Here is a 26,685-nt window from a genome sequence, read left to right as displayed (position 1 = left end):
TCGCGAGCAAGCTCGCTCCCACATTGGAATGCGGTCTCCTGTGGGAGCGAGCTTGCTCGCGAAGGGGCCGGCAGCCTCACCGCAAGTCTGTTAGACCACCGCCGCCCGCCGCTGCACAAACCGGTCAACATACTCATCCGCCGGCGAATGCAGAATCTCGCGCGGCGTGCCGACCTGAATCAGCCGGCCATCCTTGAGAATCGCAATGCGGTTGCCGATACGCACCGCCTCGTCGAGGTCGTGGGTGATGAAGACGATGGTCTTGTGCAAAGTCTTTTGCAGCTCCAGCAACTGGTCCTGCATCTCCGCGCGGATCAGCGGATCCAAGGCGCTGAACGCCTCATCCATGAGGATGATGTCGGTGTCTGCCGCCAAAGCGCGGGCCAGGCCGACGCGCTGACGCATGCCGCCGGAGAGCTGGTGCGGATATTTGTTTTCGTAGCCTTTGAGGCCCACGGTGTTGATCCAGTGCAGCGCGCGCTCCGAGCACATTTGCTTGCTCTCGCCACGGACTTTCAGGCCGTAGGCGACGTTGTCGAGCACGCTCTTGTGCGGCAGCAGGCCGAAGCTCTGGAACACCATGCTGATCTTGTGCCGGCGAAATTCGCGCAGGGCGTCCATGTCGTATTGCAGGATGTCCACGCCGTCGACGAGGATCGCGCCGCTGGTCGGGTCGATCAGCCGATTGAAGTGCCGCACCAGCGTCGATTTGCCGGAACCGGACAGGCCCATGATCACGAAGATCTCGCCGGTGCCGATGCTCAGCGACAGGTCGTTGACGCCGACCACACAACCGGTTTCGCTCAGCACCTGATCCTTGGTCTTGCCCTGGCCGACCATGGCCAGTGCGTCCTTGGCACGGTTGCCGAAAATCTTGAAGACGTTTTTGACTTCGATCTTGCTCACGGTTGCGTTGCTCATTTGCTCACCTCATGCCGTGGCCGACCGTACGCCTGAGTAATGCGGTCGATGACCACTGCGAGAATCACGATCGCCAGACCGGCCTCAAGACCACGTCCGACGTTGAGGGTCTGAATCCCCACCAGCACATCTTCGCCCAGACCACGGGCGCCGATCATCGAGGCGATCACCACCATCGACAGGGCCATCATGGTGGTCTGGTTGATCCCGGCCATGATGCTCGGCAGGGCCAGCGGCAATTGCACGCCGAACAGTTGCTGCCAGCGGTTGGCGCCGAACGCATTGATGGCTTCCATCACTTCGCCGTCAACCTGACGGATGCCCAGATCGGTCAGGCGAATCAGCGGCGGCGCGGCATAGATAACGGTGGCGAAAATCGCCGGCACCTTGCCGAGACCGAACAGCATCAGCACCGGGATCAGGTACACGAAACTTGGCATGGTTTGCATGATGTCGAGCAGCGGCATCAGCACCGAACGCAGGCGATTGCTGCGCGCCGAGAGAATCCCCAGCGGAATGCCGATCAACACCGAAATGATCGTAGCGACCATCATCAGCGCCAGCGTCTGCATGAGTTTGTCCCACAGGCCAACGGCACCGACGAGGAACAGCAGACCGACGATGACCGCCGTGGTCACGACTTTGCGCGTGGCGTGCCAGGCAACCACACCAACGATCGCCAGCATCAGCCACCACGGCGCTGCGCGCAGCAGGCCTTCAAGGTTGACGATGGCCCACAGCAGCGTGTCGGAGATATGGCGGAACACATCACCGTAGTTGGTGACCAGCGAATCGACCCAACCGTTGACCCAGTCGGCGATGGAAAAGGTAAAGCTCTCGGGAAACATAAGCGGCTCTCAATCAGAAATCTCAATCAAGCGTTTACGGCATATCTCCCGGCCTGCCTCTCGGTTGGCCGGGAGGTATCGACCTACAGCGCCGCGTCGATTTTCTTGGCTGCGTCGTCACTGACCCACGCATGCCAGACCTCAGGATGTTCCTTGAGGAAGATTTTCGCCAGTTTTGGCGACTCGATACGTTCCTTGGCCATGCGGCCCAGGTTCTGGTTCAGCAGGTCGATCGGCAGGTTGACCTTTTCCAGCACGGCGACCAGTTCCGGTGCCTGTTCGTGGAAGGTCTTGGACAGGCCAACCTTGATGCTCACGGACTTGTCGACGCCGGGTTTTTCTTCGAGTTTGACCAGGTCAACCTGGCCCATCAGCGGGGTTGGCGACCAGTAGTAGAACAGGATCGGCTCGCCACGCTTGTAGCTCGACAGCACCGCCGCATCCAGCGCCGGGCCTGTCCCCGGACGGAAGTTGGTGTAGCTGCTTTCCAGACCGTAGCTTTTCAGCATTTCGCTGTTGTCGAGTTCACAAGTCCAGCCGGCCGGGCAATTGTAGAAACGGCCCTTGGACGGCTCTTCGGCGTCCTTGAACACGGCGGCGTATTTGCCCAGGTCAGCGATGTTTTTCAGGTCAGGGGCTTTGGGTTCGAGCTTGCGCTTGGCGTCGCCTTCGATCACGTAGCGCGGCACGTACCAGCCTTCCACCGCGCCCACTACCGGAGCGCCGACACCGACGACCTTGCCGGCCTTCTCGGCCTTGTTCCAGACCTCGCTGCGGCCGACCCACTCTTCGGCGAACACTTGAATATCGTTGCTGCTCAGGGCGTTTTCCATGGTGATGGAGTTGCCCGGCAGGCTGTCGGTCTTGCAGTCGTAACCTTTCTCCAGCACCACTTGCAGGACGTCGGTCAGGAGCATGCCGCTTTCCCAGTTCAGCCCGGCGAATTTCACCGGTTTGCCCGATTCGCACCAGCCGGCGGCATGGGTCGCACCGGCACTGGCCAACAGGCCCATGGACAGCAATGTGGTCAGCAGGGTCTTGTTCGATTTCATTGTTGTGACGCTCCTAATCATGAATTGGCTTACGGCAGTCAAGAGGCATCCAGCCCTGTCCACGTCCAATCAGGCCTGCGCCGCAGCGCGTCCGGCCCCGCTTGTTTTAGGTTGTACAACGCTGTTCTGCTCGACCGGCAGAATCAGTTGATCGGGTACCGCGCTGTGCCATTTTTTCGCGCACACGTAGTAGACGACGGCCGGCAGCACCAGACCGATGATCCAGGAAATATCCACATCACCGAGGGCCGCCACCAGCGGGCCGGTGTAGAACTTGGTGGAGATGAACGGCAGCTGCACCAGCACACCGAACACATAAACGCTGATACCGAGCATGTTCCAGCGACCGTAGCGACCGTTCGGATCGGCCAGCGCCGGCACGTCGTAGCGCTCGCGGGTGATGCAGTAGTAGTCGACCAGGTTGATCGCGCTCCAAGGCGTGAAGAACGCGAGCAGGAACAGGATGAAAGACTTGAACGCACCGAGGAACGAGTGCTGACCGAGCAATGCAATCAAGGTCGCTGCGCCAACGATCACCAGCACGAACACCAGACGCTGCATACGCGTAACGGTCAGGTGCCCCTTGAAACCACTGATGATGGTCGCGATGCACATGAAGCTGCCGTAGGAGTTCAGCGTCGAGATGGTCACCTTGCCGAATGCGATGCTGAAGTACAGCAGCGCAGCAGTAGCACCGGTGCCACCCAGACCGACGATGTAGGCAACTTCGTGACCGGCGAACTGGCCGTTGGCCGAAGCCGCGGCGAACACGCCAAGAACCATCGCCACTTGCGCGCCGACCACCGAACCGGCACCGGCGGCGAAGAAGGTTTTTACCGCCGAGGTCTTGCTCGGCAGGTAACGGGAATAGTCAGCCACGTAAGGGCCGAAAGCGATCTGCCAGGACGCGGCAAGCGATACCGCGAGCAGGAAACTGCTCCAGCTGAAGTGACGGATTTGCAACAGTGCGCCAACGTCTACCTGACTGATCAGACGGCTGAACAGATAAACGAAAGCGATCACGCCGATGACACTGGCGACACGGCCGATCCAGTGGATCACCCGATAACCGAGCACCGTGACCACCACGATGACACTGGCGAAAAGCAGAATGCCGACGGTGTCGCTAACGCCAAACAACTGGCCCAGCGCCTGGCCGGAAAGCACCGTACCCGTCGCGGTGAAACCCAGGTACATCAGGCACACCAAAACGATCGGGATCGCCGCGCCATAAACGCCGAACTGCACGCGACTGGAGATCATCTGCGGCAAGCCAAGCTTCGGCCCTTGCGCAGCATGCAGCGCCATCACCCCGCCACCGAGCAGTTGACCGATCAACAGACCGATCAACGACCAGAACACATCACCGCCGAGCACCACGGCCAAGGCCCCGGTGACGATCGCGGTGATTTGCAGGTTGGCACCCATCCACAGGGTGAATTGGCTAAACAGACGACCGTGTCTTTCCGCTTCCGGGATGTAGTCAATCGAACGCCTTTCGATCAACGGTTTGTTGCTTGCACGATCGGTGTTGACAGCCATGATTCAACCTCTGTGGATTGTTAGATTCTCTGTAGGAGCTGCCGCAGGCTGCGATCTTTTGATCTTGAAAAACCAACATCAAAAGATCGCAGCCTGCGGCAGCTCCTACAGGGGTTTTGCATTTATTTGCCAGTAATCATCGGCAGGTTCAGGCCCTGTTCCCTGGCGCAGTCGATGGCGATCTGGTAACCGGCATCGGCGTGACGCATGACGCCGGTGGCCGGGTCGTTGTGCAGCACGCGCGCAATACGCTCGGCCGCCTCGTCCGTACCGTCGCAAACAATCACCATGCCCGAGTGCTGCGAGAAGCCCATGCCGACGCCACCGCCATGGTGCAGGGAAACCCAGGTCGCGCCGCTCGCGGTGTTGAGCAGGGCGTTGAGCAGTGGCCAGTCGGACACGGCGTCGGAACCATCCTGCATCGATTCGGTTTCACGGTTCGGGCTAGCCACCGAGCCGGAGTCGAGGTGGTCGCGACCGATCACGATCGGCGCCGACAGCTCACCGCTGCGCACCATCTCGTTGAACGCCAGACCGAGCCTGGCGCGCAGGCCCAGGCCAACCCAGCAGATACGTGCCGGCAGACCCTGGAAGCTGATGCGCTCGCGGGCCATGTCCAGCCAGTTGTGCAGGTGCGCGTCGTCCGGGATCAGCTCTTTGACCTTGGCGTCGGTTTTGTAGATGTCTTGCGGATCACCCGACAGTGCAGCCCAGCGGAACGGGCCGATGCCACGGCAGAACAGCGGACGGATGTAGGCCGGTACGAAACCCGGGAAATCGAAGGCGTTTTCGATGCCTTCTTCCTGCGCCATCTGACGGATGTTGTTGCCGTAGTCGAAGGTCGGAATGCCTTGCTTCTGGAATTCCAGCATCGCTTTGACGTGCACGGCCATCGACTGCTTGGCGGCTTTGATTACAGCAGCCGGTTCGGTCTTGGCGCGGGCGCGGTATTCGTCCCAGGTCCAGCCGGCTGGCAGGTAACCGTTGAGCGGGTCGTGGGCGCTGGTCTGGTCGGTGACCATGTCCGGGCGTATGCCGCGCTTGACCAGTTCCGGGAGGATTTCTGCGGCGTTGCCCAGCAGCGCGATGGAGATCGCCTTGCCTTCCTTGGTGTATTTGTCGATGCGTGCCAGCGCGTCGTCGAGGTCTTTGGCTTGCTCGTCGACGTAACGGCTTTTCAGACGGAAATCGATGCTGACTTGCTGGCATTCGATGTTCAGCGAGCAGGCGCCGGCCAGGGTGGCGGCCAGAGGCTGTGCGCCGCCCATACCGCCCAGACCGGCAGTCAAAACCCACTTGCCGGTGAGGTTGTCGTTGTAGTGCTGGCGACCGGCCTCAACGAAGGTTTCGTAAGTGCCTTGAACGATGCCCTGGCTGCCGATGTAGATCCAGCTGCCGGCGGTCATCTGGCCGTACATGGCCAGGCCTTTGGCGTCGAGTTCGTTGAAGTGTTCCCAGCTAGCCCAGTGCGGCACCAGGTTGGAGTTGGCGATCAGTACGCGCGGGGCGTTGCTGTGGGTCTTGAACACGCCGACCGGCTTACCGGATTGCACCAGCAGGGTCTCGTCGTCATTCAGGTTGGTCAGGCTTTCGACGATCTTGTCGTAGCACTCCCAGTTACGCGCGGCGCGACCGATACCCCCGTAAACCACCAGTTCTTTCGGGTTCTCGGCGACTTCCGGGTCGAGGTTGTTCATCAGCATGCGCAGCGGCGCTTCGGTCAGCCAGCTCTTGGCGGTCAGCTTGTTGCCGCGTGCGGCGCGGATCTCAACGTTGCGAAACTTTGTAGGCTTATTGTCAGTCACGAAAAAGACTCCTCAGCGATCAATTCAAACCAACCCTGGCAGTGGGCAAGCAGCCTGTGCGCTTCGCTGCGCGACAAGCGAATCAGTGGACGCTGCGGAGAGTCTCGAGCGACTCATACGCATACGTCTTTACTTGTACATACAAGCATATGCAATCAAGCGGCCAACTTGTTGGAGCGGCATTCAAGAAAAATCGCGGGCAGGGCTGGAGAGCGCCTGAATCAAGGGTTGGGGCGTGGATGAATTTTTTCGCGGAGAGAATTTGTGTGGTTGGGGCTTGGTTAGATGAGCGTGGTTTTGCGCCACGCTGGGGCGTTCGGTAACAAAGTGGTGCGAGGATGGAAACAGGACCTGATCGTTCCCACGCTCTGCGTGGTAACGCCGCCATGGACGCTCCGCGTCCGCTTCGATGGAGGTGACGCAGAGCGTCACGGGATGCATTCCCACGCAGAGCGTGGGAACGATCAGTGGGGAGGATTAACTAGCGCGCAGTCAGCTCGATCACGCAGCAAGCGGCATTGGTGGTGACTTCAACCAGTCCGGCGTTACCGTCCAGTTGCAGGCAATCATGGCGACCGAGTTGCGAAACGGCGTCACCAACCTGTACTTCCAGCAACTCACTGACACTGAACACCAGCACCGTCCCCGCCGAGCTGAAAAACCGCTGTTCACCTTCAAGCCACTGCAACCGCGCGCTGTAACGCTGCGGCGCATAGATCAGGTTGAAGTCGCGAATCGCGCCACCAAGTAAAGTGCACGAGACCTGGCTTTCCCCGCTGAAGGCAAACGGGTCGAGCGGTAACAGCGGCCGCGTATCGTCGCCATCAACGCACAGGGTCATGCCGTCACCCTGCAATACCGTAATCACTCGCTGGTAACCGGCGAAGGTCGAGAAGCCGCCGGACTCGGCGATGTCGGCAATCGACAGGCGCCAACCGAAACCATCAAGACCAGCCCCCGCGTCACGGGTGATTTCTTCGGTACTGCCGCCGCCGTTTTTCCACGGCATGCGCGGGTATCCCTCGGCGCGTAAAACCTTAAGTGCACTCATTTATGGAACCGCCCTTCCAGACGATGACGGGAACCTGGGTGAATCAGTCGAGCAGCGGTCACCGGTTGACGGCCCGACCACGTGCGGCGACGAATCAACAAGCACGGCTCGCCCTTTTCAATCTGCAGCAACTTGCATTCGGACGACTCAGCGAGGATCGCTTCAACCACATGCTCGCCTTCGGTCAGCGGCGCGACCTGATTGAGATAGGCGTACGGCGTTTGCAGGGTGAAATCCTGCTTGAGGTATTCCGGGGCGACCAGCGCGTTGACGAAACGGTCTTCGATTTGCACCGGAATGTCGTTTTCGTAATGCACGATCAGCGAGTGGAAGACCTTCTGCCCTTCGCGCATGTCCAGCGCCAGCGCGCGCTCGGAACCGGCGGCTTCTTCTTCGAGGGTGATGACCTGGCAGGTGTGGCGATGGCCACGGGAGGCGATTTCGTCGGCGATGTTATGCACTTCGAACAGCGCGGACTGGCTTTTCGGTTCGGCGACAAACGTGCCGACACCTTGCATGCGCACCAACAGGCCGTCGGCGGTCATCTCGCGCAGTGCGCGATTGATGGTCATGCGGCTGAAACCGAGTTGATTGACCAGCTCGCTCTCGGACGGCACGCGGTAGTGCGGCGGCCAGTTTCCGCTGTCGATCTGCTGGGTGATCATCTGTTTGACGCGGGCGTACAAGGGCGCCGGACTGTCGCCCATGTTCGCGGCCAACGGGGAGACTGGAGGCGGAGTCGGCACGGTGGATCCCTGTTCATTGGATGAAAGTGGCTAGCTTGCCGGAGTTTACCGGGCAGGCAAACGTCTGTATATGTATATACAAATAACACACGATGGGGTGCTGAACCATGTCCGCCTTCTTTGCCGAACGCGCGCTGCTGCCTAACGGATGGGCCAACAATGTACGTCTTGAAGTCAGCGCCGACGGCTTGCTGACCCAAATCCAGGCCGATTCCACCGCAGATGGCGCCGAACGGCTGAGCGGCCCGCTGCTGCCGGGTATGCCTAATCTGCACTCCCACGCCTTCCAGCGAGCGATGGCGGGTCTGGCCGAAGTGGCCGGTAATCCGAATGACAGTTTCTGGACGTGGCGCGATCTGATGTATCGGCTCGTCGGAAAAATCAGCCCGGATCAGCTCGGGGTCATTGCCCGTCAGCTGTACATCGAAATGCTCAAGGCCGGTTACACATCGGTGGCGGAATTTCATTACGTGCACCACGACAGCAACGGTCAGCCGTATGCCGATCCGGCTGAACTGGCGTTGCGCATCAGTCAGGCCGCGAGCCAAAGCGGCATCGGTCTGACCCTGCTGCCAGTGCTCTACAGCCACTCCGGTTTTGGCGGCCAGGCGCCGAATGACGGCCAGCGTCGCTTTATCAACAGCACCGAAAATTACCTGAATTTGCAATCACGTTTGCAACCATTGCTCGCGCAGCAAAAGGCGCAATCGCTGGGTCTGTGCTTCCACTCGTTGCGTGCGGTCACGCCGCAGCAGATCAGCGACGTATTGGCGGCAAGCGACAAGCAATGCCCGGTGCACATCCACATCGCTGAGCAGCAGAAAGAAGTCGATGACTGCCTGAGCTGGAGTGGTCGTCGGCCACTGCAATGGCTGTACGAAAATGCCGAAGTTGATCAGCGCTGGTGCCTGGTGCATGCCACCCACGCCAACCGGGAAGAAGTCACTTTGATGGCCAAGAGTCGCGCCATCGCCGGGCTGTGCCTGACCACTGAAGCGAATCTGGGTGACGGAATTTTTCCGGCGGTGGATTTCCTCGCTCAGGGTGGGCGCATGGGCATCGGTTCCGACAGCCATGTGTCGCTCAGCGTGGTGGAGGAATTGCGTTGGCTGGAATACGGCCAGCGTCTGCGCGATCAGCGGCGTAACCGTTTGTACGGTGCGGATCAGCCGATGGTCGGGCGCACGCTGTTTGACGCGGCGCTGGATGGCGGTGCGCAGGCGCTGGGGCAGCCGATCGGTGCGCTGGAAGTGGGCAAGCGGGCGGACTGGATTGTGCTCGATGGCAATGATCCGTATCTGGCGACGGCCAATGGCGACGGGATTTTGAATCGCTGGTTGTTTGCCGGTGGCGATCGCCAAGTGCGCGATGTGCTGGTCAATGGCCAGTGGGTTGTGCGCGGTGGGCGGCATGCCGGCGAAGAAGACAGTGCACGCGCCTTCACCCAAGTCCTGCGCGATCTTTTAGGCTGACACAAAACAAAAATGCGGGAGCGAGCTTGCTCGCGAAGAGGCCGTATCAGTCGACTGAAATGTTGACTGATACACCGCTTTCGCGAGCAAGCTCGCTCCCACATTTTGATTGGTGGCGATGCTTAATTCGAAGTCTTGGCCATCTGCCGATCCGACGCACGCCAGATCAAGCGCGTGGTGTCATAGCCTTGCTGACGCGCCTTGCTCAGCAGTTCTTCACGCACCACACCGTTGACGGTCGGCGTGCGTGACAACAGCCACATATACTTGCGACTCGGGTCACCGACGATGGCCGTCTTGTAGTCATCGCTGACGTACAACACCCAGTATTCGCCTTTCGCCACACCCGGAATCAGCCGCGAGAACCAGGTATCGAATTCGACCCAGAGCTTGTCGGTCTTGCCCGGCACCTGTGGATAAGCCGTGCCCTTGGCCTCCTCCCACTGCCAGTCCGGCGTCAGGCAGCGATTGAGCACAGCGACATTGCCGTCAGGCTTGAGGGTGTAATGCGCTTCGGATTGCGCGCAATTGCGCTGGAAATACATCGGCAAGCGCGCCAGCTCGTACCAGGTGCCCTGATAGCGCTTGAGATTGACGCTGTTGACGGTTTTCGGCGCCAACGGGTCGACGCCGGAAGTGGCGCAGCCGGCCAGTACCAGGCCGGCAAAAAGGATCAGCAATAACCGCTTCATTTTTCTTCTCCGTGGGCGCGAAGCCCCGGTTTACTTCAGGCCTTGGCCGGAAAACATCAGCACTTTGTCACCGGCGTACTGCACGCTGATAAAGCTGTTCTTGTCGCCCCAAGTGCAACTGGACATGCCGAGCGCGCCCGAGCAATCAGTCGGTTTGCCGAGCAGAGTCTCGACTTCGGCCTTGGCCATACCGGCCGAGAGCTTCGAGTAGTTTTCCTGATTGACCTTGCTGCATGCGGCCAACAGCACGCAAAACGTCAGAAGGGCGATAGATCGCAGCGACATGGTGTAACTCCTGGAACGAGGGGGGATGGCATGGTGCCAACCAGAAGCTTAGAAGAGAAAACCCTCATCTGGTTCCGTGGAGGAACGGCTATTTATTAGCCCGCCCGTCTGGCATTTGCCAATAAATCAGACACTTTGTAGGGCTATTGAGCATTTCGTCGCATTTCACCAAAGACGCCTAATCTTTGGCGCGCCGCGGTCGAAATAAGAGCAGCGCAAAGCCCCCGAGTGTGGCAAATTGCCGCCCTTTCTTGACCAGCCCCTTCGCGGTAGTTCATTCGATGACCAGAAACATGAAATTCAGCCACAAGATCTTGTTGGCTGCCGCCCTCGTGGTGGCCGTTGCGTTCGCCTGTTTCATTTTCTTCAACGACTATCGACAGCGCGAAGCCCTGAGCAGCAGCACCGAAGCCTCGATGCAGGGGCTGGGCAGCCTGACCACCAGCAACATCCAGACCTGGCTGGAAAGCCGCATTCAATTGCTGCAATCGCTGTCGCAGCAAGTGGCCGTCGATGGCAACGCCCCGGCCAGCCTGAAACGCATCATTGATCTGCCCGCCTACACCGGCAATTTCCAGCTCAGCTATTTCGGCGGCGCCGACGGCGTGATGTTCTCGGTACCAGCCGGCAACCGCGCGCCGGACTACGATCCACGCGCACGTGGCTGGTACAAAGCGGCCAACAGCGCACAGCAGACCATCGTCACTGAACCGTACATCGCCGCCTCCTCGGGCAAACTGGTGATCACCGTCGCCACGCCAGTGCAGCGCCAGGGCCAGATGCTCGGCGTCGCCGGTGCCGACATCGACCTGACCAGCGTCAGCGCGATCATCAATTCGCTGAACTTCGGCGGTCACGGCCACGCGTTCATCGTCAGCAGCGAGGGCAAAATCCTGATCCACCCGGACAGCAAACTGGTGCTCAAGACTCTCGCCGAAGCCTATCCAAACGGCGCGCCGAAAGTCAGCCCGGGCCTGAAAGAAGTCGAGTTCGACGGCAAGACCCAACTGATCTCCTTCACCCGCGTCAACGGCGTGCCGTCGGCCGACTGGTACGTGGCGCTGGTGCTCGATAAAGACACCGCGTTCTCGATGCTCAGCGAATTCCGCACCTCGGCGCTGATCGCCATGGTCATTGCCGTGGTGATCATCATCGCCCTGCTCGGCATGCTCATCCGCGTGCTGATGCAACCGTTGCTGACCATGGGCCGCGCGATGCACGACATCGCCGAAGGTGAAGGCGATTTGACCAAACGTCTGGTAATTCACGGCAACGACGAATTCGGCGCGCTGGGCACCTCGTTCAACCGCTTCGTCGAACGTATTCACACCTCGATCCGTGAAGTGTCCTCCGCCACCGGCCAGGTCAACGAAGTCGCCCTGCGCGTAGTCGCGGCGTCGAACTCGTCGATGTACAACTCGGATCAGCAAGCCACCCGCACCAACAGCGTCGCCGCCGCGATCAACCAACTCGGCGCCGCCGCGCAGGAAATCGCCCAGAACGCCGCCCTGGCTTCGCAGCATTCGAGCGATGCACGCAGCCTCGCGGTGGACGGTCAACAGGTAGTGGATAAAACTATTCAGGCCATGCAGCAGCTGTCGGCGAAGATCAGCGATTCGTGCGGCAACATCGAAACCCTGAACAGCAACACGGTGAACATCGGCCAGATTCTCGAAGTGATCACCAGCATTTCCCAGCAGACCAACCTGCTCGCACTCAACGCCGCAATCGAAGCCGCGCGTGCCGGTGAGGCCGGGCGCGGTTTCGCCGTGGTCGCCGATGAAGTGCGTAACCTCGCGCACCGCACCCAGGATTCGGCGCAGCAAGTGCAGAAGATGATCGAAGAGCTGCAAGTCGGCGCGCGTCAGGCTGTCAGCATCATGACCGAGAGCCAGCGCGAGAGCGAAAGCAGCGTCGGCATCGCCAACCAGGCCGGCGAGCGGTTGGGCAGCGTGACTCAGCGTATCGGCGAAATCGACGGGATGAACCAGTCGGTGGCCACGGCGACGGAAGAGCAGACCGCAGTGGTCGAGTCGATCAATGTCGATATCAACGAGATCAACACGCTGAATCAGGAAGGTGTGGAGAACTTGCAGGCGACGTTGCGGGCGTGCTCGGATCTGGAGCAGCAGGCGGCGCGGTTGAAGCAATTGGTGGGTAGTTTCCGCATTTAAGATCAACGGCTTTACCCCCTCACCCCAGCCCTCCCGAAACGTCGGACCGCCCCCAGGGGGGCGAGGGGAAAGGGAGCCGATCGGGGGATGTCCGAGACCTGAGTTCGACTCGAAGTTTGCAGGTCGATGTATCAAGACCAGACAACTCGGTCAGTCCCCTCTCCCCTGGGAGAGGGCTAGGGTGAGGGTAAGCCCTTAAAACCGCGACCCCGGCTCAGAAAGAAACACCAACTCCTCCGCCGTAGACTCCCGCCCCAACACCGCATTGCGATGCGGAAAGCGGCCAAACCGTGCAATCACCTTCTGATGCCGCTCGGCATAATCCAGATTGTCGGCAAACACCGCCCGCTCACCTTCCGGCTGTTCCGCCACCAGCTCAATAAATCTGGAAACCGCCTCATTCTGCACCGCAAGATTCTCGCAGTGCTCGAACACCAGATAAATGAACACACGCTGGATCGGCTTCAACTGCCGATCAAAATCCGCCGCAATACCTTGGGCGACGAGTTTCTGCGCGCACAGATCACCGGAAAACGCTTTGGGGGTGTCGCGATAGATCATTCGCGGCAGTTGATCGAGCAATAGCACCACGGCCAGCCAACCTTCGGGACGTTGCGTCCACTCGGTCAATTCGCCGGCCAGGGCCTGATCGACAAAGACCCCGAAACGCTCACGCGCTTCGAGGTCTTGGCTGTCTCGCTTACCGAACCACAACATGCCCTTGTCAGCCGAAATGTCGTCCGGTGATTCGGCTTGTCCGAACCACCAGTCGAGCAACGGCTGCCAGGGCGCGGTCATGATTTATTCCTTGTGGTAGGCCGTCGCGCGTGCGACTTCTTCTTTCGAGCCGAGGAACACTGCTACGCGCTGGTGCAGGCCTTCAGGCTGGATGTTGAGAATGCGCTGGTGACCGTCGGTGGACGCGCCGCCCGCTTGTTCCACGAGGAACGACATCGGGTTGGCTTCATACATCAGACGCAGTTTGCCTGGCTTGGATGGCTCACGGCTGTCGCGCGGGTACATGAACAGACCGCCACGGGTCAGGATACGGTGCACGTCGGCAACCATCGCCGCGACCCAACGCATGTTGTAGTTCTTTTTCAGCGGACCTTCTTCACCGGCCAGCAACTCGCCAACGTAACGTTGTACCGGGGCTTCCCAGTGACGCTGGTTGGACATGTTGATGGCGAATTCCTGGGTCGATTCAGGAATGGTGATGTCTTCGTGGGTCAGCACGAAGCTGCCCATTTCACGATCGAGGGTGAAGCCTTTGACGCCGTCGCCCAGAGTCAGTACCAGCATGGTTTGCGGGCCGTAGATCGCGTAACCGGCGGCAACCTGTTGGGTGCCTGGCTGCAGGAACGCTTTCTCGTTCAGCGGCTCGTTCTGGCTCAGGTATTCGTTCGGGCAACGCAGTACCGAAAAGATGGTGCCGACCGGAGCGTTGATGTCGATGTTCGACGAACCATCCAGTGGGTCGAATACCAGCAGATATGCGCCTTTCGGGTATTTGCCCGGGATCTGGTAGGCGTTGTCCATTTCTTCGGACGCCATGCCGGCCAAGTGACCACCCCATTCGTTGGCTTCGAGCAGGATCTCGTTGGAGATCACGTCGAGCTTCTTCTGCACTTCGCCTTGGACGTTTTCAGTGCCCATGCTGCCCAGAACACCGCCCAGGGCGCCTTTGGACACGGCGTGGCTGATTTCTTTGCAAGCACGCGCGACCACTTCGATCAGGAAACGCAGATCGGCAGGAGTGTTATTGCTGCGGGTCTGCTCAATCAAATAGCGACTCAGGGTAACGCGGGACATGGACGGCTCCGGTGGAATGGGGGGCTAAAAACCCGCGCAGTTTACAGGGAGTCTGAAAACGTAGCGAGCGAAGACGCCCGGTAACGTGCGTTGGGGTGTAATTGCCTGCATGAGACGTGATTGTCGGTGGAGAGTTCAGGTAGCGGGTTTAGCGTAGTCCGAAATCGGGCGAAGGTGATCGGCTTCGGTTATGTATTGATTGAGAAGCCGCCTTCGCGAGCAAGCTCGCTCCCACACTGGATTTTTGAACGACGCAGATCCACTGTGGGAGCGAGCTTGCTCGCGAATGGCGCGCAGCGACAGCCATTCTCAGGAACTGGCAGGAGGCTTGCGCAACAAGCTAAACGCCATCGCCCCAAGGAACACCACACTCAGCAACAACACTGCCCACAACCCAATCTTCTTCCAATTGGTCTGCGCCACCGCCGCCGTGGTCGCTGTCGAAGTCTGCGTAGCCACCGCATCACCCTGCACCGACGCCTTGCCCAGTGACGCCAGTTTCTCCGGTTTGAAATCCGGAATCAGCGTCGCCAACGGCAGATTCGCCGTTTTAACGCTCGAATTGCCCAATGCCAAACTGTAAGGCCCCTCCCCCCGCGCGAGGAAGATCACCTGAGTCGCACGCACCGCATATTTCAAACTCGGCGCCTGCTCACCCAGACCGCCACCACGCTCATCCACCGCCAGCTTCAACTGCTGCACGGTCTGCCCGTAAAGTTGCAATTCGTTCTGCACCACGTCCTGGCCATTCTGCGTCAGGCGATAGAGCAAACCGCTGCTCAGCGTCTGCCACGGCAAACTGCTTTCACGACGCCCTGCCAGCGTCACCGGCGCCAGACTGTTCGGTTGTTTGATTTCGACCTGCACCCGCTCGACATTAAGCCCCATCGGCAACTGCCAGGTGTATTCCCCGGCCTTGGTGCTGCTGCTGGCCAATGCCTGCGACCAGACCAATGGCAGCGGCAAATCGCGCGGATCACTGCTTTTCAATTGTGCCGCCGTCAAAATCGGCGCCGAATTCGGCGACTCCCACAGCAACCGCACATAGCGCGCTGATTGCCCCGGCAGCGTCACCTCATGCTGCTCGATGCGCTCATCGGAAAAAGTCAGTCGGGCGACCTGACCTTCGCCCCACGGCTGCCAGTGCTGCAAGTCATCGCTGGCCTCGATACTGAAACGCTGGAAGCCGTCGCGCTCGCTGGTCCAGTCGAGGATCAGTTGCTGCAACGGCGCTTTGATCGCGCTGGCATCGAGCAGCCAGCCGCGCAGCACTTCTTCACCCGCCTCCAACTGACTGGACGGCTGCACCTCGACCAACGTGCCGTTAGTGGTCGATTGCACCCGCACGTTCGGCGCGCGTTCGCTGGCATCGGCGGCGTTGTACAGCGGGAACCACTTCACCTCGTGCAACTGACCGTCGTCGCGGGTTTGCGCCGATTCGCGCGCCAAGGCGTAAGCCTGCGTTTCGCCGGCGGCGTTGAACACACGCAGATCACTGAGATCGGTCTGGCGCGCCTGCAATTGCACGTTCAACGGCAACTCGAGGCGATACCACGGACCGTTGCCGCTCACCGACAGTGGCACTTGCGTGGCGAAGTCCGCCGGTTTTTCCTGGGCGCCGGCAGTTATCACCACGCCCAACGCCAGCCAAGCCAGATTCTGCATGCGACTCAAGATGAAACTCCTTCGGTGTCCGGGGCCGGTTTGTCCACCACCGGGTCAGCGTCGACGCGTTTGGGCGGCAGCGGCGCGAAGTAGCCGACCACCAGCAGCAACACGCCGACGCCGATAAACGAGACGATCCGGGCGAGGCCGCCGCGGTTGCTCAATTCGACAAAAATCAGTTTGGCCACCACCAGCGCAATCAGCGCCGCGCCGATCAGCCACACTTCGCGACGATGGCGCAGATGCCCGCCGATCATCAACCCCAGCGCCATCAGCGTCCAGACGATGGACAATCCGGCCTGCACCAGCATCGAGGCGAGCAGCGTATCCAGCTCGAACGGGATCCCGGCCCAATGGTGCGCGGCGCGGGTGACCATCGCTGTGCAGAAGGCAAACAGCGAAACACCGGCAATCAATTGCGTGCCGTAATCGGCGTAGTCCTGACGGATCGACAACTGCGAAATCGCACTGCGCGACCACACATAGACGCCGAACAATGCGAACAACAAACCCAGCTCTAATGGATTGAGCAGCGGCACGTAAGGAAGTGGCTCGGCATTACCATCGCTGACGCCATTGGCCAGCCAGAACCACGCCAGCATCAACATCGCCAGCGGCGCGGCAGCATACAAGCGGTATTCGCGAGGGAATGCCGCCACCGGCCACGGCCAGGTGCGCGGTGCCGCCGCCAGCAACAGATACAGGCTCGGCAGAATCGCCCAGCCGAGCCAACGCCAGGCGTTGTATTGTTCGGACAGCAGCAGCAGACCGTAGCGCAACTCCAGCGCCAGCACGCCGATCAGCAGCCAGCAGCCGAGCACATGCGCAGCGCTCAAGGCGCGCGCCGGCAGCATCGGCGCCAAGCGGCGCAGACTGAAGAAATGCACGGTGAATACCGCCGTCCATGCCAGCCAGCCGAATTCGGCCGCCGGGTGATAACGCGAATGCCAGGCGCCGAGCAGCACAAGAACAGCCGCCGGAATCAACAACGTACAGAGCAAACCCAGCGCCGGCCATTTCAAGCGCAGCGACAACAGCGTCCACAGCGCAACACTGAGCGCCGCGACAAACAGCAACAACGTACCTTGCAGATTCGGCGACGCAAAACGCAGCACCTCGCTAACCCACGCCAGCGCCCACCAACCCGCGCCCCACACCAGCAATACTTCGGACATGCGCTGCAAACTCAACGCATCAAATGCCGAAGCGTGATTGCCCAGTTGCAGGCGCCAGGCACCGATCATTGCCGCCAGGCCCAACACCAGCGGCGTCCAGAATCCGCCATGCGCCAAAGGCCTCAGACCTTCGCTGGACAATCGCCCGAGCAACTCGGGGCCGGCCAACAAAAACGCCGCACCACCGATCACCTGCAACAGCAGACCGAAGACAAAACTCACCCGCTGCTTGAGGTACAGGCTCAACCAGATGATCAGCAAACCACTGGCGGCCCACACTGCGCTCGCCGTTTGCCACGGCAGCACGAACAGCACCGCCAGATTGATCAGCACCAGACCGGCCAGCAGCACCACCGACAAACCGCGCAACAGACGCACATCGCCGCGCACCATTTCATCGCGAGCGGCCACCAGCATGCCGGCGATCAACGCCAGACCGATCAACGAAGCACTGAGCAAACCGCTCCAGCCGGCGCTGAACACTGCGGCGGAGTCTTCTCCGGCACCTTGCAGACGTAGCAGGAACAACGCACCACCGAGCAGCTGCACGGCAAATGCGCTGAACAGGAACGTACGCGATTGAATCCGCAGACCGACAAACAGAGTCGCCAACCCGGCCAGCGCCCAACTGATTGCCGTGGCCTGCACGAAGAAGAACAGCGGCGCCAGCAGATAGAGGAAGGTCAGGCCCAGAGACGCCAACACCGGCAAACCCTGGCGTTCCCAAGGCGAGGCTTGTTCCGGCGCGGCCTTGCGCAATTGATCGAAACTGAACAGCAGGGCAATGCCCAGCATCAGCGCGCCCAGCGGCGCACCGTCAAGCAGACTGCTCTCGCCAAGCCGCAACTGACTGAGGAACGCCAGCGCGGAGCCGAGTTGTAGCAACAAGGCAAAGGCCCGGGCAAACGGCCGATGCTGACGCAAGCCGAGCCAGAAAATCCCCGCACCTTCCACCGCCCACGCCGCCGAGGTCCAGCGCGCATCCAGTCCCAGCGGAATCGCCAGACTGGCAAAAATAACCCCGAGCGCCAGACAGGTTTCACCCAGCAGCACCGCGCGCCCGACCATCAACACCCTGGCCAGCGCCATGTAGATCATGCCCAGCGCCAGCGCACTGAACGCTGCGGCAAATTCCAGATGCTGTACCAGCGCAAACTGCAAACCGAAGCCAATAATCGGCGGACCGAACAGCATTGTCCCGTCGACATAATCGCCTTTGCGCGCCGACCACTGCAGCAGCGCTTCGCGATCGCCCTCCGCCGGGGCATCGGGCATGTCGAGCAATTTGCGCCGGGCGAACAACAAGCCGATGGCGAGGTACATCAGGAAGAACAGAATCAGGAACGGTTCAGTGCTCCACAACAGCTCCGGCGCATACGAACGCAGGCCCCAGGCGAAACCGATGCCGAAGGTGCCGACGAAGCCGATCAGGTTAAGCAGACGCCAGGCCTTGAACCAGGCGATGGCGAGAATGCCGGCGTTGAGCAGTGCGAAATAGCTGAACAGCGCGACGTGGTTGCCGGCGCCGGTCGAGGTCAGGATCGGCGCGGCGAAACCGCCCAACGCCGCCGCAGCCGCCAGCCCCAAAGCATCCTGAGTGATCGCCAGAATCGCCGAGAACACCGTCACAGCGACCAGCAACCCCAACGCGGCGGACGGATCAAGCAACGGGTGCAGACGCATCGCCGCAAACACCGTCAGGTACAACACCGCGATCCCTGTGCCTTGCAGCATCAACGCGTAATTGCTGTTGCGCCGGCGTAGCCACCAGCCCAGCGCGAGCAAGCCCAACGCCGCGGCCGCGACACCGGCGTAACGCAATTCGATCGGCACGACCATGCCTTCGGTGGCGTAGCGCAGCAGGAACGCCAGACCGAAGAACAACAACACCACGCCAACGCGCAGCACGGTGTTGCCGCCGAACAGCCAGTTACGCGCAGCACTAATGCCGCGTTCGATCAGGTTCGGGCCACGAGGTTCGGCGGGGTTTGACGGCTCGGGCGTGACGGCGTCGAGGCGCCACACATCAGCAGGCAGTGGTTGACTGGTTTCACTGGCGACGGCGGAAATCGGTTCGAGTGCGGGCGGCAGTTCCCAGACCAGTTCGGGGGCCGGGGCTTCTTCGGCGACTTTGACCGGCTCTACGACGGGCTCGGTCACTGGCGCCGCGGTCGGTGGCGACGCGGAACGAACCGGTGCACCTTCGAGCAGAAACAGGCGCTGTTCGACGCCCTGCAAAGCGACCTTCGCCTGCTCAAGTTGACGTTGCTGCTCCATCGCCTGCGAGCCCAGCCGCGCGATGCGGATCGTCTGCCCGATCACCAGCCCCAGCAATGCGCCCAACAGCGCATCACTGAACGACTCGTCGAGCAGCCAGCCGAGCACCAGCCCGATCAACATGAACATCCATTGCATGGTCGATATCCCTAAGCGCGAAGGCCAATCCGGGAAGATTAGCGCAGCCTGACCCAAAAAGATCGCAGCCTGCGGCAGCTCCTACAGGGTTATGTGAACACCTGTGCAGGAGCTGCCGAAGGCTGCGATCTTTTCCGGCACGCGATTATATCGAGCCGAACGGAAAGTTACTCCAGCGCTTTCCAGATATCCGTGGCGTACTCGCGAATCGTCCGGTCCGAAGAGAACCAGCCCATCCGCGCCGTGTTGAGCACTGCCGAGCGCCACCAGTTGTTCGAGTCGTGCCAATGCGCCTCAACGCGTTTCTGTGCTTCCCAATACGAGTCGAAGTCGGCACAGACCAGGAAGCGGTCGTAATCCACCAGCGAATCGATCAACCCGGTGTAGCGCGAAGTGTCGTCCGGCGAGAACACCCCGCTGCGAATCGCTTGCAGCACGTCGTTCAAACGATGGGACGCGGCGATGTCCGGCAAGGCGCTGAACTCGTGGTTATGTTTACGCGCTTCCACCTGCTGCGCGCTGAGGCCGAAAATGAACATGTGCTCGGCACCGATGCGTTCGCACATTTCCACGTTGGCGCCGTCCAGCGTGCCGATGGTCAGTGCGCCGTTGAGGCCGAACTTCATATTACTGGTGCCCGAGGCCTCGAAACCGGCGGTGGAAATCTGCTCGGACAAGTCCGCCGCTGGAATGATGCTCTCCGCCAGGCTGACGTTGTAGTTGGGCAGAAACACCACTTTCAGCAGCCCGCGCACGGTCGGATCGTTGTTCACCACCCGAGCGATATCGTTGGTCAGCTTGATGATCAGTTTGGCCTGGTGATAACTCGCCGCTGCTTTGCCGGCGAAGATTTTCACCCGTGGCACCCAGTCGACTTCCGGCTCAGCGCGAATCGCCTGATACAGCGCCACGGTGTGCATCAGGTTGAGCAACTGGCGTTTGTATTCGTGGATCCGTTTGACCTGCACATCGAACATCGCCGCAGGATTGACCGCAATGCCCAAGCGTTCGTGAATCAGATAGGCCAGGGCTTTTTTGCTGTGCAGGCGTTGCTCGGCGAAGGCTTTGCGGAACGCGGTTTTTTCGGCGAACGGCTCGAGATCGAGCAGGCGCTCTTCCGGGTTGTCGAGCAAGTCCGGGCCGAGCGCATCGACCAGCATCGAAGTCAGTTCAGAGTTAGCCTGATACAACCAGCGGCGGAAGGTAATGCCGTTGGTTTTGTTGTTGATCCGCTCCGGGTAGAGCTTGTGCAGTTCGGCGAACACGGTTTTACGCATCAACTGCGTATGCAACCCGGACACGCCATTGACGCTATGCGAACCAAGGAACGCGAGGTTACCCATGCGCACGCGTCGACCGTTGTCTTCCTCGATCAGCGACACCGCGCGCAGCACGTCGAAATCGTGAATGCCTTTGGCCCGCAGCGAATCGATGTGCTGGGCATTGATCAGGTAAATGATCTGCATGTGCCGCGGCAGCATGCGTTCCATCAGGCCCACCGGCCAGGTCTCCAGCGCCTCCGGCAGCAGCGTGTGGTTGGTGTACGACAGCGTGTCGACGGTGACTTGCCATGCCGCATCCCACGCTACGTCGTAGACGTCGACCAGTTGGCGCATCAATTCGGCGACGGCAATCGAGGGGTGGGTGTCGTTGAGCTGGATTGCCGCGTGATCGCCCAGGGTCAACACCGAGGTGTGCATGTTGCGGTGACGACGCAGCAAATCCTGCAGCGAAGCGGCGACAAAGAAGTATTCCTGGCGCAGGCGCAGTTCCTGCCCCGCTTCGGTGCTGTCCGCCGGGTAGAGCACGCGGGAGATACTTTCGGCGCGGGCCACTTCGGCGACGGCGCCCAAGTGGTCACCGGCGTTGAAGCGCTCCAGGTGCAAGTCTTCCATGGCGCGAGCACGCCACAGCCGTAAGGTGTTGACGCTCGCCCCGCGCCAGCCGACCACCGGTGTGTCGTAAGCAATCGCGCGGACGGTCTCTGCCGGCGACCAGAATTGTTTGGACTTGCCGGAAACGTCGGTGACGGTTTCAACGCTGCCGCCGAAGCCGATTGAGTAGACGACCTCTGGCCGTTCGAACTCCCACGGGTTGCCGAAATCCAGCCAGTGCTCGGTCTGCTCCTGCTGCCAGCCATCGACAATGGCCTGGCGGAACAAGCCGTGTTCATAACGAATGCCATAACCGTGGCCGGCGATGCCGAGGGTCGACATGCTTTCCATGAAGCACGCCGCCAGACGACCGAGGCCGCCGTTGCCAAGCGCGGCGTCGGGCTCCAGCAAACGGATGCGTTCCAGATCAACGCCGAGTTCGGTCAACGCTTCACGGGCGACGTCGAGCAGACCAAGATTGCTCAGGCTGTCGTAGAGCAAACGGCCGATGAGAAATTCCAGCGAGAGGTAGTACACCCGTTTCTGGCCTTTGCGGTAGATCTGCCGGGTGTGGTCCATCCAGTGCTCGACCATGTGATCGCGCGCAGCCAACGCGATGGCTTCGAACCAGTCATGATCGAAGGCGTGATCGGGGTCTTTGCCCACCGCGTAGGTGAGTTTGGTCAGGACGGCGTCGCGGAATGCGGCCACCTCTGCTTCGCGAACTAGTGGTTCTTGAGTCATCGATAGGACCTCGAGCGAGCGGGGAATTGTCTGAGCCTAGACGGTCTGACCGACGGTCGAGGCTCTGGTTCGGCAGTATTTCCCGAGACTGTGAGATAGCCCGGCATTACCCTGGCGGATGAGCTAATGAATGCAGGGGCCGTGCCGAATTGTCCGGCAATGTGCCTGCACGCAGAAAAAATCTGGCGAAAGGTTGTTCAAAAATCCACCAGTCCCGGTATGATCGCGCGCCCTGATGCACACACGCCTGGTAACTCCCGATGATGAAGCCCAACCTGATTGCCGCCGCCGAGATCGATCGTCTCGATACGTGGGCAAAATACTCAGCCCCGATGTGCGGTTCCTGCGTGTCCAGCTGCTGCACGCTGCCGGTTGAGGTGAAGATCAAGGATCTGGTGCGCATCGGTGTGGTCGACGAATTCGAACTCGGTGACCCGCCGAAGAACATCGCCAAGCGTTTGCAAAAGGAAGGCCTGGTCGAGCGCTTCAATCAGAAGTCCGGCATCTTCACCCTCCAGCGCATGAGCAACAACGATTGCTACTACCTGGATCGTAAGAGCCGCCTGTGCACCATTTATGACAAGCGCCCGGACACTTGCCGCAATCACCCGAAAATCGGGCCGCGGCCGGGGTATTGCGCTTATAAGCCGAAGGAAGTGGTGCGCGAGCAGAATTTCCGCGCGATCGAGAAGTTTTGATCGGCCCTGAGGTTTTCGGCGGCTGATCGGCCGCCATCGCTGGCAAGCCAGCTCCCACAATGATTGTGGTCGTACACATATTTTATATACGACCCAAAACCCTGTGGGAGCTGGCTTGCCAGCGATGGAGCCAGCACAAATACCGCCTGAACCCCAGACAAACAAAAACGCCCCCGGTCTCGCGACCGGGGGCGTTTTCATTCAGCCTGAACTAATGACTCAGTTCTTGGCTTTCTTGGCAGCGCGGGTACGCTCGCTTTCGTCCAGGATCTTCTTGCGAAGACGGATGGACTTAGGAGTAACTTCGCACAGCTCGTCTTCCTGGATGTATTCCAGAGCCTGTTCCAGGGTAAAGCGAACAGGTGGAACCAGAGCGATGGTTTCGTCTTTACCCGAAGCACGCATGTTGTCGAGCTTCTTGCCTTTGGTTGGGTTTACACCCAGGTCGTTGTCGCGGCTGTTCTGACCAACGATTTGACCGTTGTAGATCTCCTGGCCGTGTTCTACGAACAGCTTGCCACGAGCCTGCAGGGTTTCCAGCGAGTAGGTCAGTGCCTTACCGGTTTCAACCGAAACCAGAACGCCGTTCTGACGGCCGGACATGTGGCCCGACTTGACGGTGTCGTAGCGATCGAAGATCGAGGTCAGGATGCCAGCACCGTTGGTCAGGGTCAGGAACTGGTTACGGAAACCGATCAGACCGCGAGCAGGGATGTTGTATTCCAGACGCACACGGCCCTTGCCATCCGGCACCATGTTGCTCAGGTCGCCTTTACGCAGACCCATCTCTTCCATGACCTTGCCCTGAGCTTCTTCAGGAATGTCGATGGTCACGTTTTCGAACGGCTCTTGCTTGACGCCGTCAACTTCACGAATGATCACTTCCGGACGACCCAGAGCGATTTCGAAGCCTTCGCGACGCATGGTTTCGATCAGTACCGAGAGGTGCAGCTCACCACGGCCGGAAACCTTGAACTTGTCAGCGGTGTCGCCTTCTTCAACGCGCAGTGCAACGTTGTACAGCAGCTCTTTGTCCAGACGGTCCTTGATGTTACGGGACGTCACGAACTTGCCTTCTTTACCGCAGAATGGCGAGTCGTTTACCTGGAAGGTCATCGAAACGGTTGGCTCGTCAACGGTCAGAGGCTTCATCGCCTCGACAGTGTCCGGGTGGCACAGGGTGTCGGAGATGAACAGCGAGTCCATACCGCTGATGCAAACGATATCGCCTGCTGCAGCTTCTTCAACGTCGATGCGGTGCAGACCGTGGTGACCCATCAGTTTCAGGATACGGCCGTTACGGCGCTTGCCGTCAGCACCGATCGCTACAACCGGGGTGTTCGGCTTGACGCGGCCACGAGCGATACGGCCAACGCCGATAACACCCAGGAAGCTGTTGTAGTCCAGAGCGGAGATCTGCATCTGGAACGCGCCATCACGGTCAACAGCCGGAGGCGGAACGTGGTCGACTACCGCTTGGTACAGCGGGGTCATGTCTTCAGCCATGGCGGTGTGATCCAGACCGGCAATGCCGTTCAGGGCCGAGGCGTAAACAACCTGGAAGTCCAGTTGTTCTTCGGTAGCACCGAGGTTGTCGAACAGGTCGAAGATCTGATCCAGAACCCAGTCCGGACGCGCGCCTGGACGGTCAACCTTGTTGATCACCACGATTGGACGCAGGCCGGCTTCGAAAGCCTTCTTGGTCACGAAGCGGGTTTGCGGCATAGGGCCGTCTTGAGCGTCAACCAGCAGCAGAACGGAGTCAACCATCGACATTACGCGTTCAACTTCGCCGCCGAAGTCGGCGTGGCCCGGGGTGTCCACGATGTTGATGTGGTAGCCGTTCCAGTTGATGGCGGTGTTTTTCGCCAGAATGGTAATACCGCGCTCTTTTTCCTGGTCGTTGGAGTCCATCACGCGCTCGTCGTTGAGCTCGTTGCGCTCCAGAGTGCCGGATTGACGCAGGAGTTTGTCTACCAGGGTGGTTTTACCATGGTCAACGTGGGCAATGATGGCGATGTTGCGTAGATTTTCGATCACTTGTGTATCTCGATCAGAGGATTCGGTTTGCTGACAAGTCTTGGCAGCGATTAGCAGTAGTGTCCGGCATGGCCGTTACAGCTTGACGGCGGTGTCGGGGGGCCGGTGACGCAGGCCACAGGCAAACAGCCCCGGGCACTTAGCTCGGTCGATAAACGCGCACATTGGCATGCCCCTCACTGAGCAAATGGTGAGCATGCAGGCGACTCATCACGCCTTTGTCGCAATACAGCAGGTACTGGCGAGTCGGATCCAGCTCCTTGAAACGAGCGTTCACTGCGTAGAACGGCATCGTCTGTACTTCTACGCCAGCGAGTTCCAGCGGCTCATCCTCGGCGGCATCCGGGTGACGGATGTCGATCACGATCTGGCCGGCCAGTGCTTCGCTGACTTCTTCAATCTGTACGTCCTGGCCCAATTCGTCGATCACCCGATCGATCGGCACCAGTTTGGCGTTTTCGAGCGCACGCTCGAGGACTGCCATGTCGAATTCTTTCTCTTCGTGTTCAACGCGACCGCGTTTGGCGGCGGTTTTCGGATTGACCGAAATGACCCCGCAGTATTCCGGCATGTGCCGGGCGAAATCGGCGGTGCCGATCTCGTTGGCCGTGTCGATGATGTCCTGCTTGTGCGCCACGATCAGCGGACGCAGGACCAGCTTGTCGGTCACGCAGTCGATCACCGACAGGTTCGGCAAGGTCTGGCTCGATACCTGGGAGATCGCCTCGCCGGTCACCAGCGCTTCGATCTGCAGGCGGTCGGCGATGTTGGACGCCGCGCGCAACATCATACGCTTCAATACGACGCCCATATGACTGTTATCGACTTTGCCGAGAATTTCGCCCAACACTTCTTCGAACGGAACACTGACAAATAGCACGCGTTGCGAGCTGCCGTACTTCTTCCAGATGAAATGCGCGACTTCCATCACGCCCAATTCGTGGGCACGACCGCCCAGATTGAAGAAGCAGAAGTGCGTCATCAGGCCGCGACGAATGATCTGATAGGCCGCAACGGTCGAGTCAAAGCCGCCGGACATCAATACCAGCGTCTGCTCCAGGGCGCCGAGCGGGTAGCCGCCGATGCCGTTGTGCTGGCTGTGGATGACGAACAACCGTTTGTCGCGAACTTCGATACGAACTTCGATTTCCGGCGCTTTCAGGTCGATCCCGGCAGCACCGCACTCACGGCGCAGTTTGCTGCCGACGTATTTTTCGACGTCCATCGAGCTGAAGGTGTGCTTGCCGGCACGCTTGCAGCGCACCGAGAAAATCTTCCCGGCCAGTGCTGCGCCGTAGTGCTGTTTGCACTTCTCGGTGATGTCGTCGAAGTCGCCCAGAGGGTATTCGTCGATCTGCAGAAAGTGCGCGATGCCCGGCATGCAGGTCAGGCGCTCACCCATCTCTTTCAAGGCTTTGGCGTCGGTAACGCGGGTTTCCAGCTCGAGATTGTCCCACACACCGTTCACCACCACGGCCGGGTCCAGGTCGCGGAGCACGGTGCGGATGTTCTTGGCCAACTGGCGGATGAACTTCGTCCGGACAGGTCGGCTTTTGATGGTGATCTCGGGGAAGACTTTTACGATTAGTTTCATGAAAACAGCGCGCGAACGGCCAGCCGAAAAAGGGGGGCGCGGATTATAGCGGAAATTGCTCAAGGTTTAACCAGTTAATG

19 protein-coding genes and 1 pseudogene are annotated in these 26,685 nt (G+C 60.0%); 4 read left to right on the top strand and 16 right to left on the bottom strand.

What is annotated here, in order from left to right:
• Positions 1 to 90 precede the first annotated feature (90 nt).
• The 7 genes from FGA82_RS12060 to hutC all read right to left on the bottom strand — a co-directional run bounded on the left by FGA82_RS12060 (position 91) and on the right by hutC (position 7,926).
• A complete protein-coding gene (locus tag FGA82_RS12060) occupies positions 91 to 921 on the bottom strand; it encodes a quaternary amine ABC transporter ATP-binding protein (RefSeq protein ID WP_034153058.1) in 831 nt (276 codons plus the stop codon).
• The gene (locus tag FGA82_RS12055; protein WP_007949591.1) at positions 918 to 1,769 is read right to left on the bottom strand and encodes an ABC transporter permease; all 852 of its coding nucleotides are present in this window, start codon (positions 1,767 to 1,769) and stop codon (positions 918 to 920) included. Before FGA82_RS12055 ends, FGA82_RS12060 begins: the two co-directional genes overlap by 4 nt.
• An 83-nt stretch (positions 1,770 to 1,852) precedes the next feature.
• Positions 1,853 to 2,821 carry an ABC transporter substrate-binding protein gene (locus FGA82_RS12050; RefSeq protein WP_141127242.1) on the bottom strand — a complete coding sequence of 323 codons (969 nt, stop codon included), beginning with the start codon at positions 2,819 to 2,821 and terminating at the stop codon, positions 1,853 to 1,855.
• 69 nt (positions 2,822 to 2,890) lie between these two features.
• Positions 2,891 to 4,363: a purine-cytosine permease family protein gene (locus FGA82_RS12045; RefSeq protein WP_141127241.1), complete on the bottom strand. Its 1,473-nt coding sequence runs from the start codon at positions 4,361 to 4,363 to the stop codon at positions 2,891 to 2,893.
• 122 nt (positions 4,364 to 4,485) lie between these two features.
• On the bottom strand, positions 4,486 to 6,168 hold the full coding sequence (gene hutU / locus FGA82_RS12040; RefSeq protein WP_141127240.1) for a urocanate hydratase: 1,683 nt from the start codon (positions 6,166 to 6,168) through the stop codon (positions 4,486 to 4,488).
• Between the two features lie 481 nt (positions 6,169 to 6,649).
• Positions 6,650 to 7,219, bottom strand: a complete 570-nt coding sequence (locus FGA82_RS12035; protein ID WP_141127239.1) for a HutD/Ves family protein — start codon at positions 7,217 to 7,219, stop codon at positions 6,650 to 6,652.
• Positions 7,216 to 7,926, bottom strand: a complete 711-nt coding sequence (hutC, locus tag FGA82_RS12030) for a histidine utilization repressor (protein ID WP_162130175.1) — start codon at positions 7,924 to 7,926, stop codon at positions 7,216 to 7,218. The genes FGA82_RS12035 and hutC overlap by 4 nt, the downstream gene beginning before the upstream one ends.
• Before the next feature lie 146 nt (positions 7,927 to 8,072).
• Between hutC and FGA82_RS12025 the strand changes: the two genes are divergently transcribed.
• A complete protein-coding gene (locus FGA82_RS12025; RefSeq protein ID WP_141127238.1) occupies positions 8,073 to 9,437 on the top strand; it encodes a formimidoylglutamate deiminase in 1,365 nt (454 codons plus the stop codon).
• A 122-nt stretch (positions 9,438 to 9,559) separates the two neighbouring features.
• On the opposite strand, the gene FGA82_RS12020 is transcribed toward FGA82_RS12025, so the two are convergent.
• Both FGA82_RS12020 and FGA82_RS12015 read right to left on the bottom strand, forming a co-directional pair.
• On the bottom strand, positions 9,560 to 10,129 hold the full coding sequence (locus tag FGA82_RS12020) for a lipocalin family protein (protein ID WP_093430049.1): 570 nt from the start codon (positions 10,127 to 10,129) through the stop codon (positions 9,560 to 9,562).
• Between the two features lie 30 nt (positions 10,130 to 10,159).
• Entirely contained in the window at positions 10,160 to 10,414 is a 255-nt protein-coding gene (locus FGA82_RS12015) for a hypothetical protein (RefSeq protein WP_003220802.1), read from the bottom strand.
• Positions 10,415 to 10,695: 281 nt separating this feature from the next.
• On the opposite strand from FGA82_RS12015, the pseudogene FGA82_RS32860 reads away from it, so the two are divergent.
• A pseudogene (locus FGA82_RS32860) lies at positions 10,696 to 11,730 on the top strand (HAMP domain-containing protein); the annotation flags it as partial.
• Positions 11,731 to 11,823: 93 nt separating this feature from the next.
• Complete coding sequence (locus tag FGA82_RS32855) at positions 11,824 to 12,588, top strand: methyl-accepting chemotaxis protein (protein ID WP_371850962.1); 765 nt, start codon at positions 11,824 to 11,826, stop codon at positions 12,586 to 12,588.
• Between the two features lie 195 nt (positions 12,589 to 12,783).
• Here the strand turns inward: FGA82_RS32855 and FGA82_RS12005 are convergent, their stop codons facing one another.
• The 5 genes from FGA82_RS12005 to FGA82_RS11985 form a co-directional block, all read right to left on the bottom strand.
• The gene (locus FGA82_RS12005; protein WP_141127236.1) at positions 12,784 to 13,386 is read right to left on the bottom strand and encodes a DUF924 family protein; all 603 of its coding nucleotides are present in this window, start codon (positions 13,384 to 13,386) and stop codon (positions 12,784 to 12,786) included.
• 3 nt (positions 13,387 to 13,389) lie between these two features.
• A complete protein-coding gene (locus FGA82_RS12000) occupies positions 13,390 to 14,400 on the bottom strand; it encodes a class 1 fructose-bisphosphatase (protein WP_141127235.1) in 1,011 nt (336 codons plus the stop codon).
• Positions 14,401 to 14,709: 309 nt separating this feature from the next.
• Entirely contained in the window at positions 14,710 to 16,074 is a 1,365-nt protein-coding gene (locus tag FGA82_RS11995; RefSeq protein WP_141127234.1) for a DUF3999 domain-containing protein, read from the bottom strand.
• Positions 16,071 to 19,655 carry a DUF2339 domain-containing protein gene (locus FGA82_RS11990; RefSeq protein ID WP_141127233.1) on the bottom strand — a complete coding sequence of 1,195 codons (3,585 nt, stop codon included), beginning with the start codon at positions 19,653 to 19,655 and terminating at the stop codon, positions 16,071 to 16,073. Before FGA82_RS11990 ends, FGA82_RS11995 begins: the two co-directional genes overlap by 4 nt.
• A gap of 167 nt (positions 19,656 to 19,822) precedes the next feature.
• On the bottom strand, positions 19,823 to 22,273 hold the full coding sequence (locus FGA82_RS11985; RefSeq protein ID WP_141127232.1) for a glycogen/starch/alpha-glucan phosphorylase: 2,451 nt from the start codon (positions 22,271 to 22,273) through the stop codon (positions 19,823 to 19,825).
• A 260-nt stretch (positions 22,274 to 22,533) separates the two neighbouring features.
• Here FGA82_RS11985 and FGA82_RS11980 point away from each other — a divergent pair, with 260 nt between their 5' ends.
• Complete coding sequence (locus FGA82_RS11980; protein WP_038359983.1) at positions 22,534 to 22,971, top strand: YkgJ family cysteine cluster protein; 438 nt, start codon at positions 22,534 to 22,536, stop codon at positions 22,969 to 22,971.
• A 219-nt stretch (positions 22,972 to 23,190) separates the two neighbouring features.
• Here the strand turns inward: FGA82_RS11980 and typA are convergent, their stop codons facing one another.
• The gene (gene typA / locus FGA82_RS11975) at positions 23,191 to 25,011 is read right to left on the bottom strand and encodes a translational GTPase TypA (RefSeq protein ID WP_038359982.1); all 1,821 of its coding nucleotides are present in this window, start codon (positions 25,009 to 25,011) and stop codon (positions 23,191 to 23,193) included.
• Between the two features lie 139 nt (positions 25,012 to 25,150).
• A complete protein-coding gene (gene thiI / locus FGA82_RS11970; protein ID WP_141127231.1) occupies positions 25,151 to 26,605 on the bottom strand; it encodes a tRNA uracil 4-sulfurtransferase ThiI in 1,455 nt (484 codons plus the stop codon).
• Positions 26,606 to 26,685 lie beyond the last annotated feature (80 nt).

Origin of the sequence: Pseudomonas fluorescens (assembly GCF_005938625.1) — a bacterium.
In the GTDB taxonomy this organism is placed as follows: domain Bacteria; phylum Pseudomonadota; class Gammaproteobacteria; order Pseudomonadales; family Pseudomonadaceae; genus Aquipseudomonas; species Aquipseudomonas fluorescens_BD.
The sequence above is the reverse complement of the archived record's forward strand: the minus strand, read 5'-3'. Positions and strand labels throughout refer to the sequence as shown.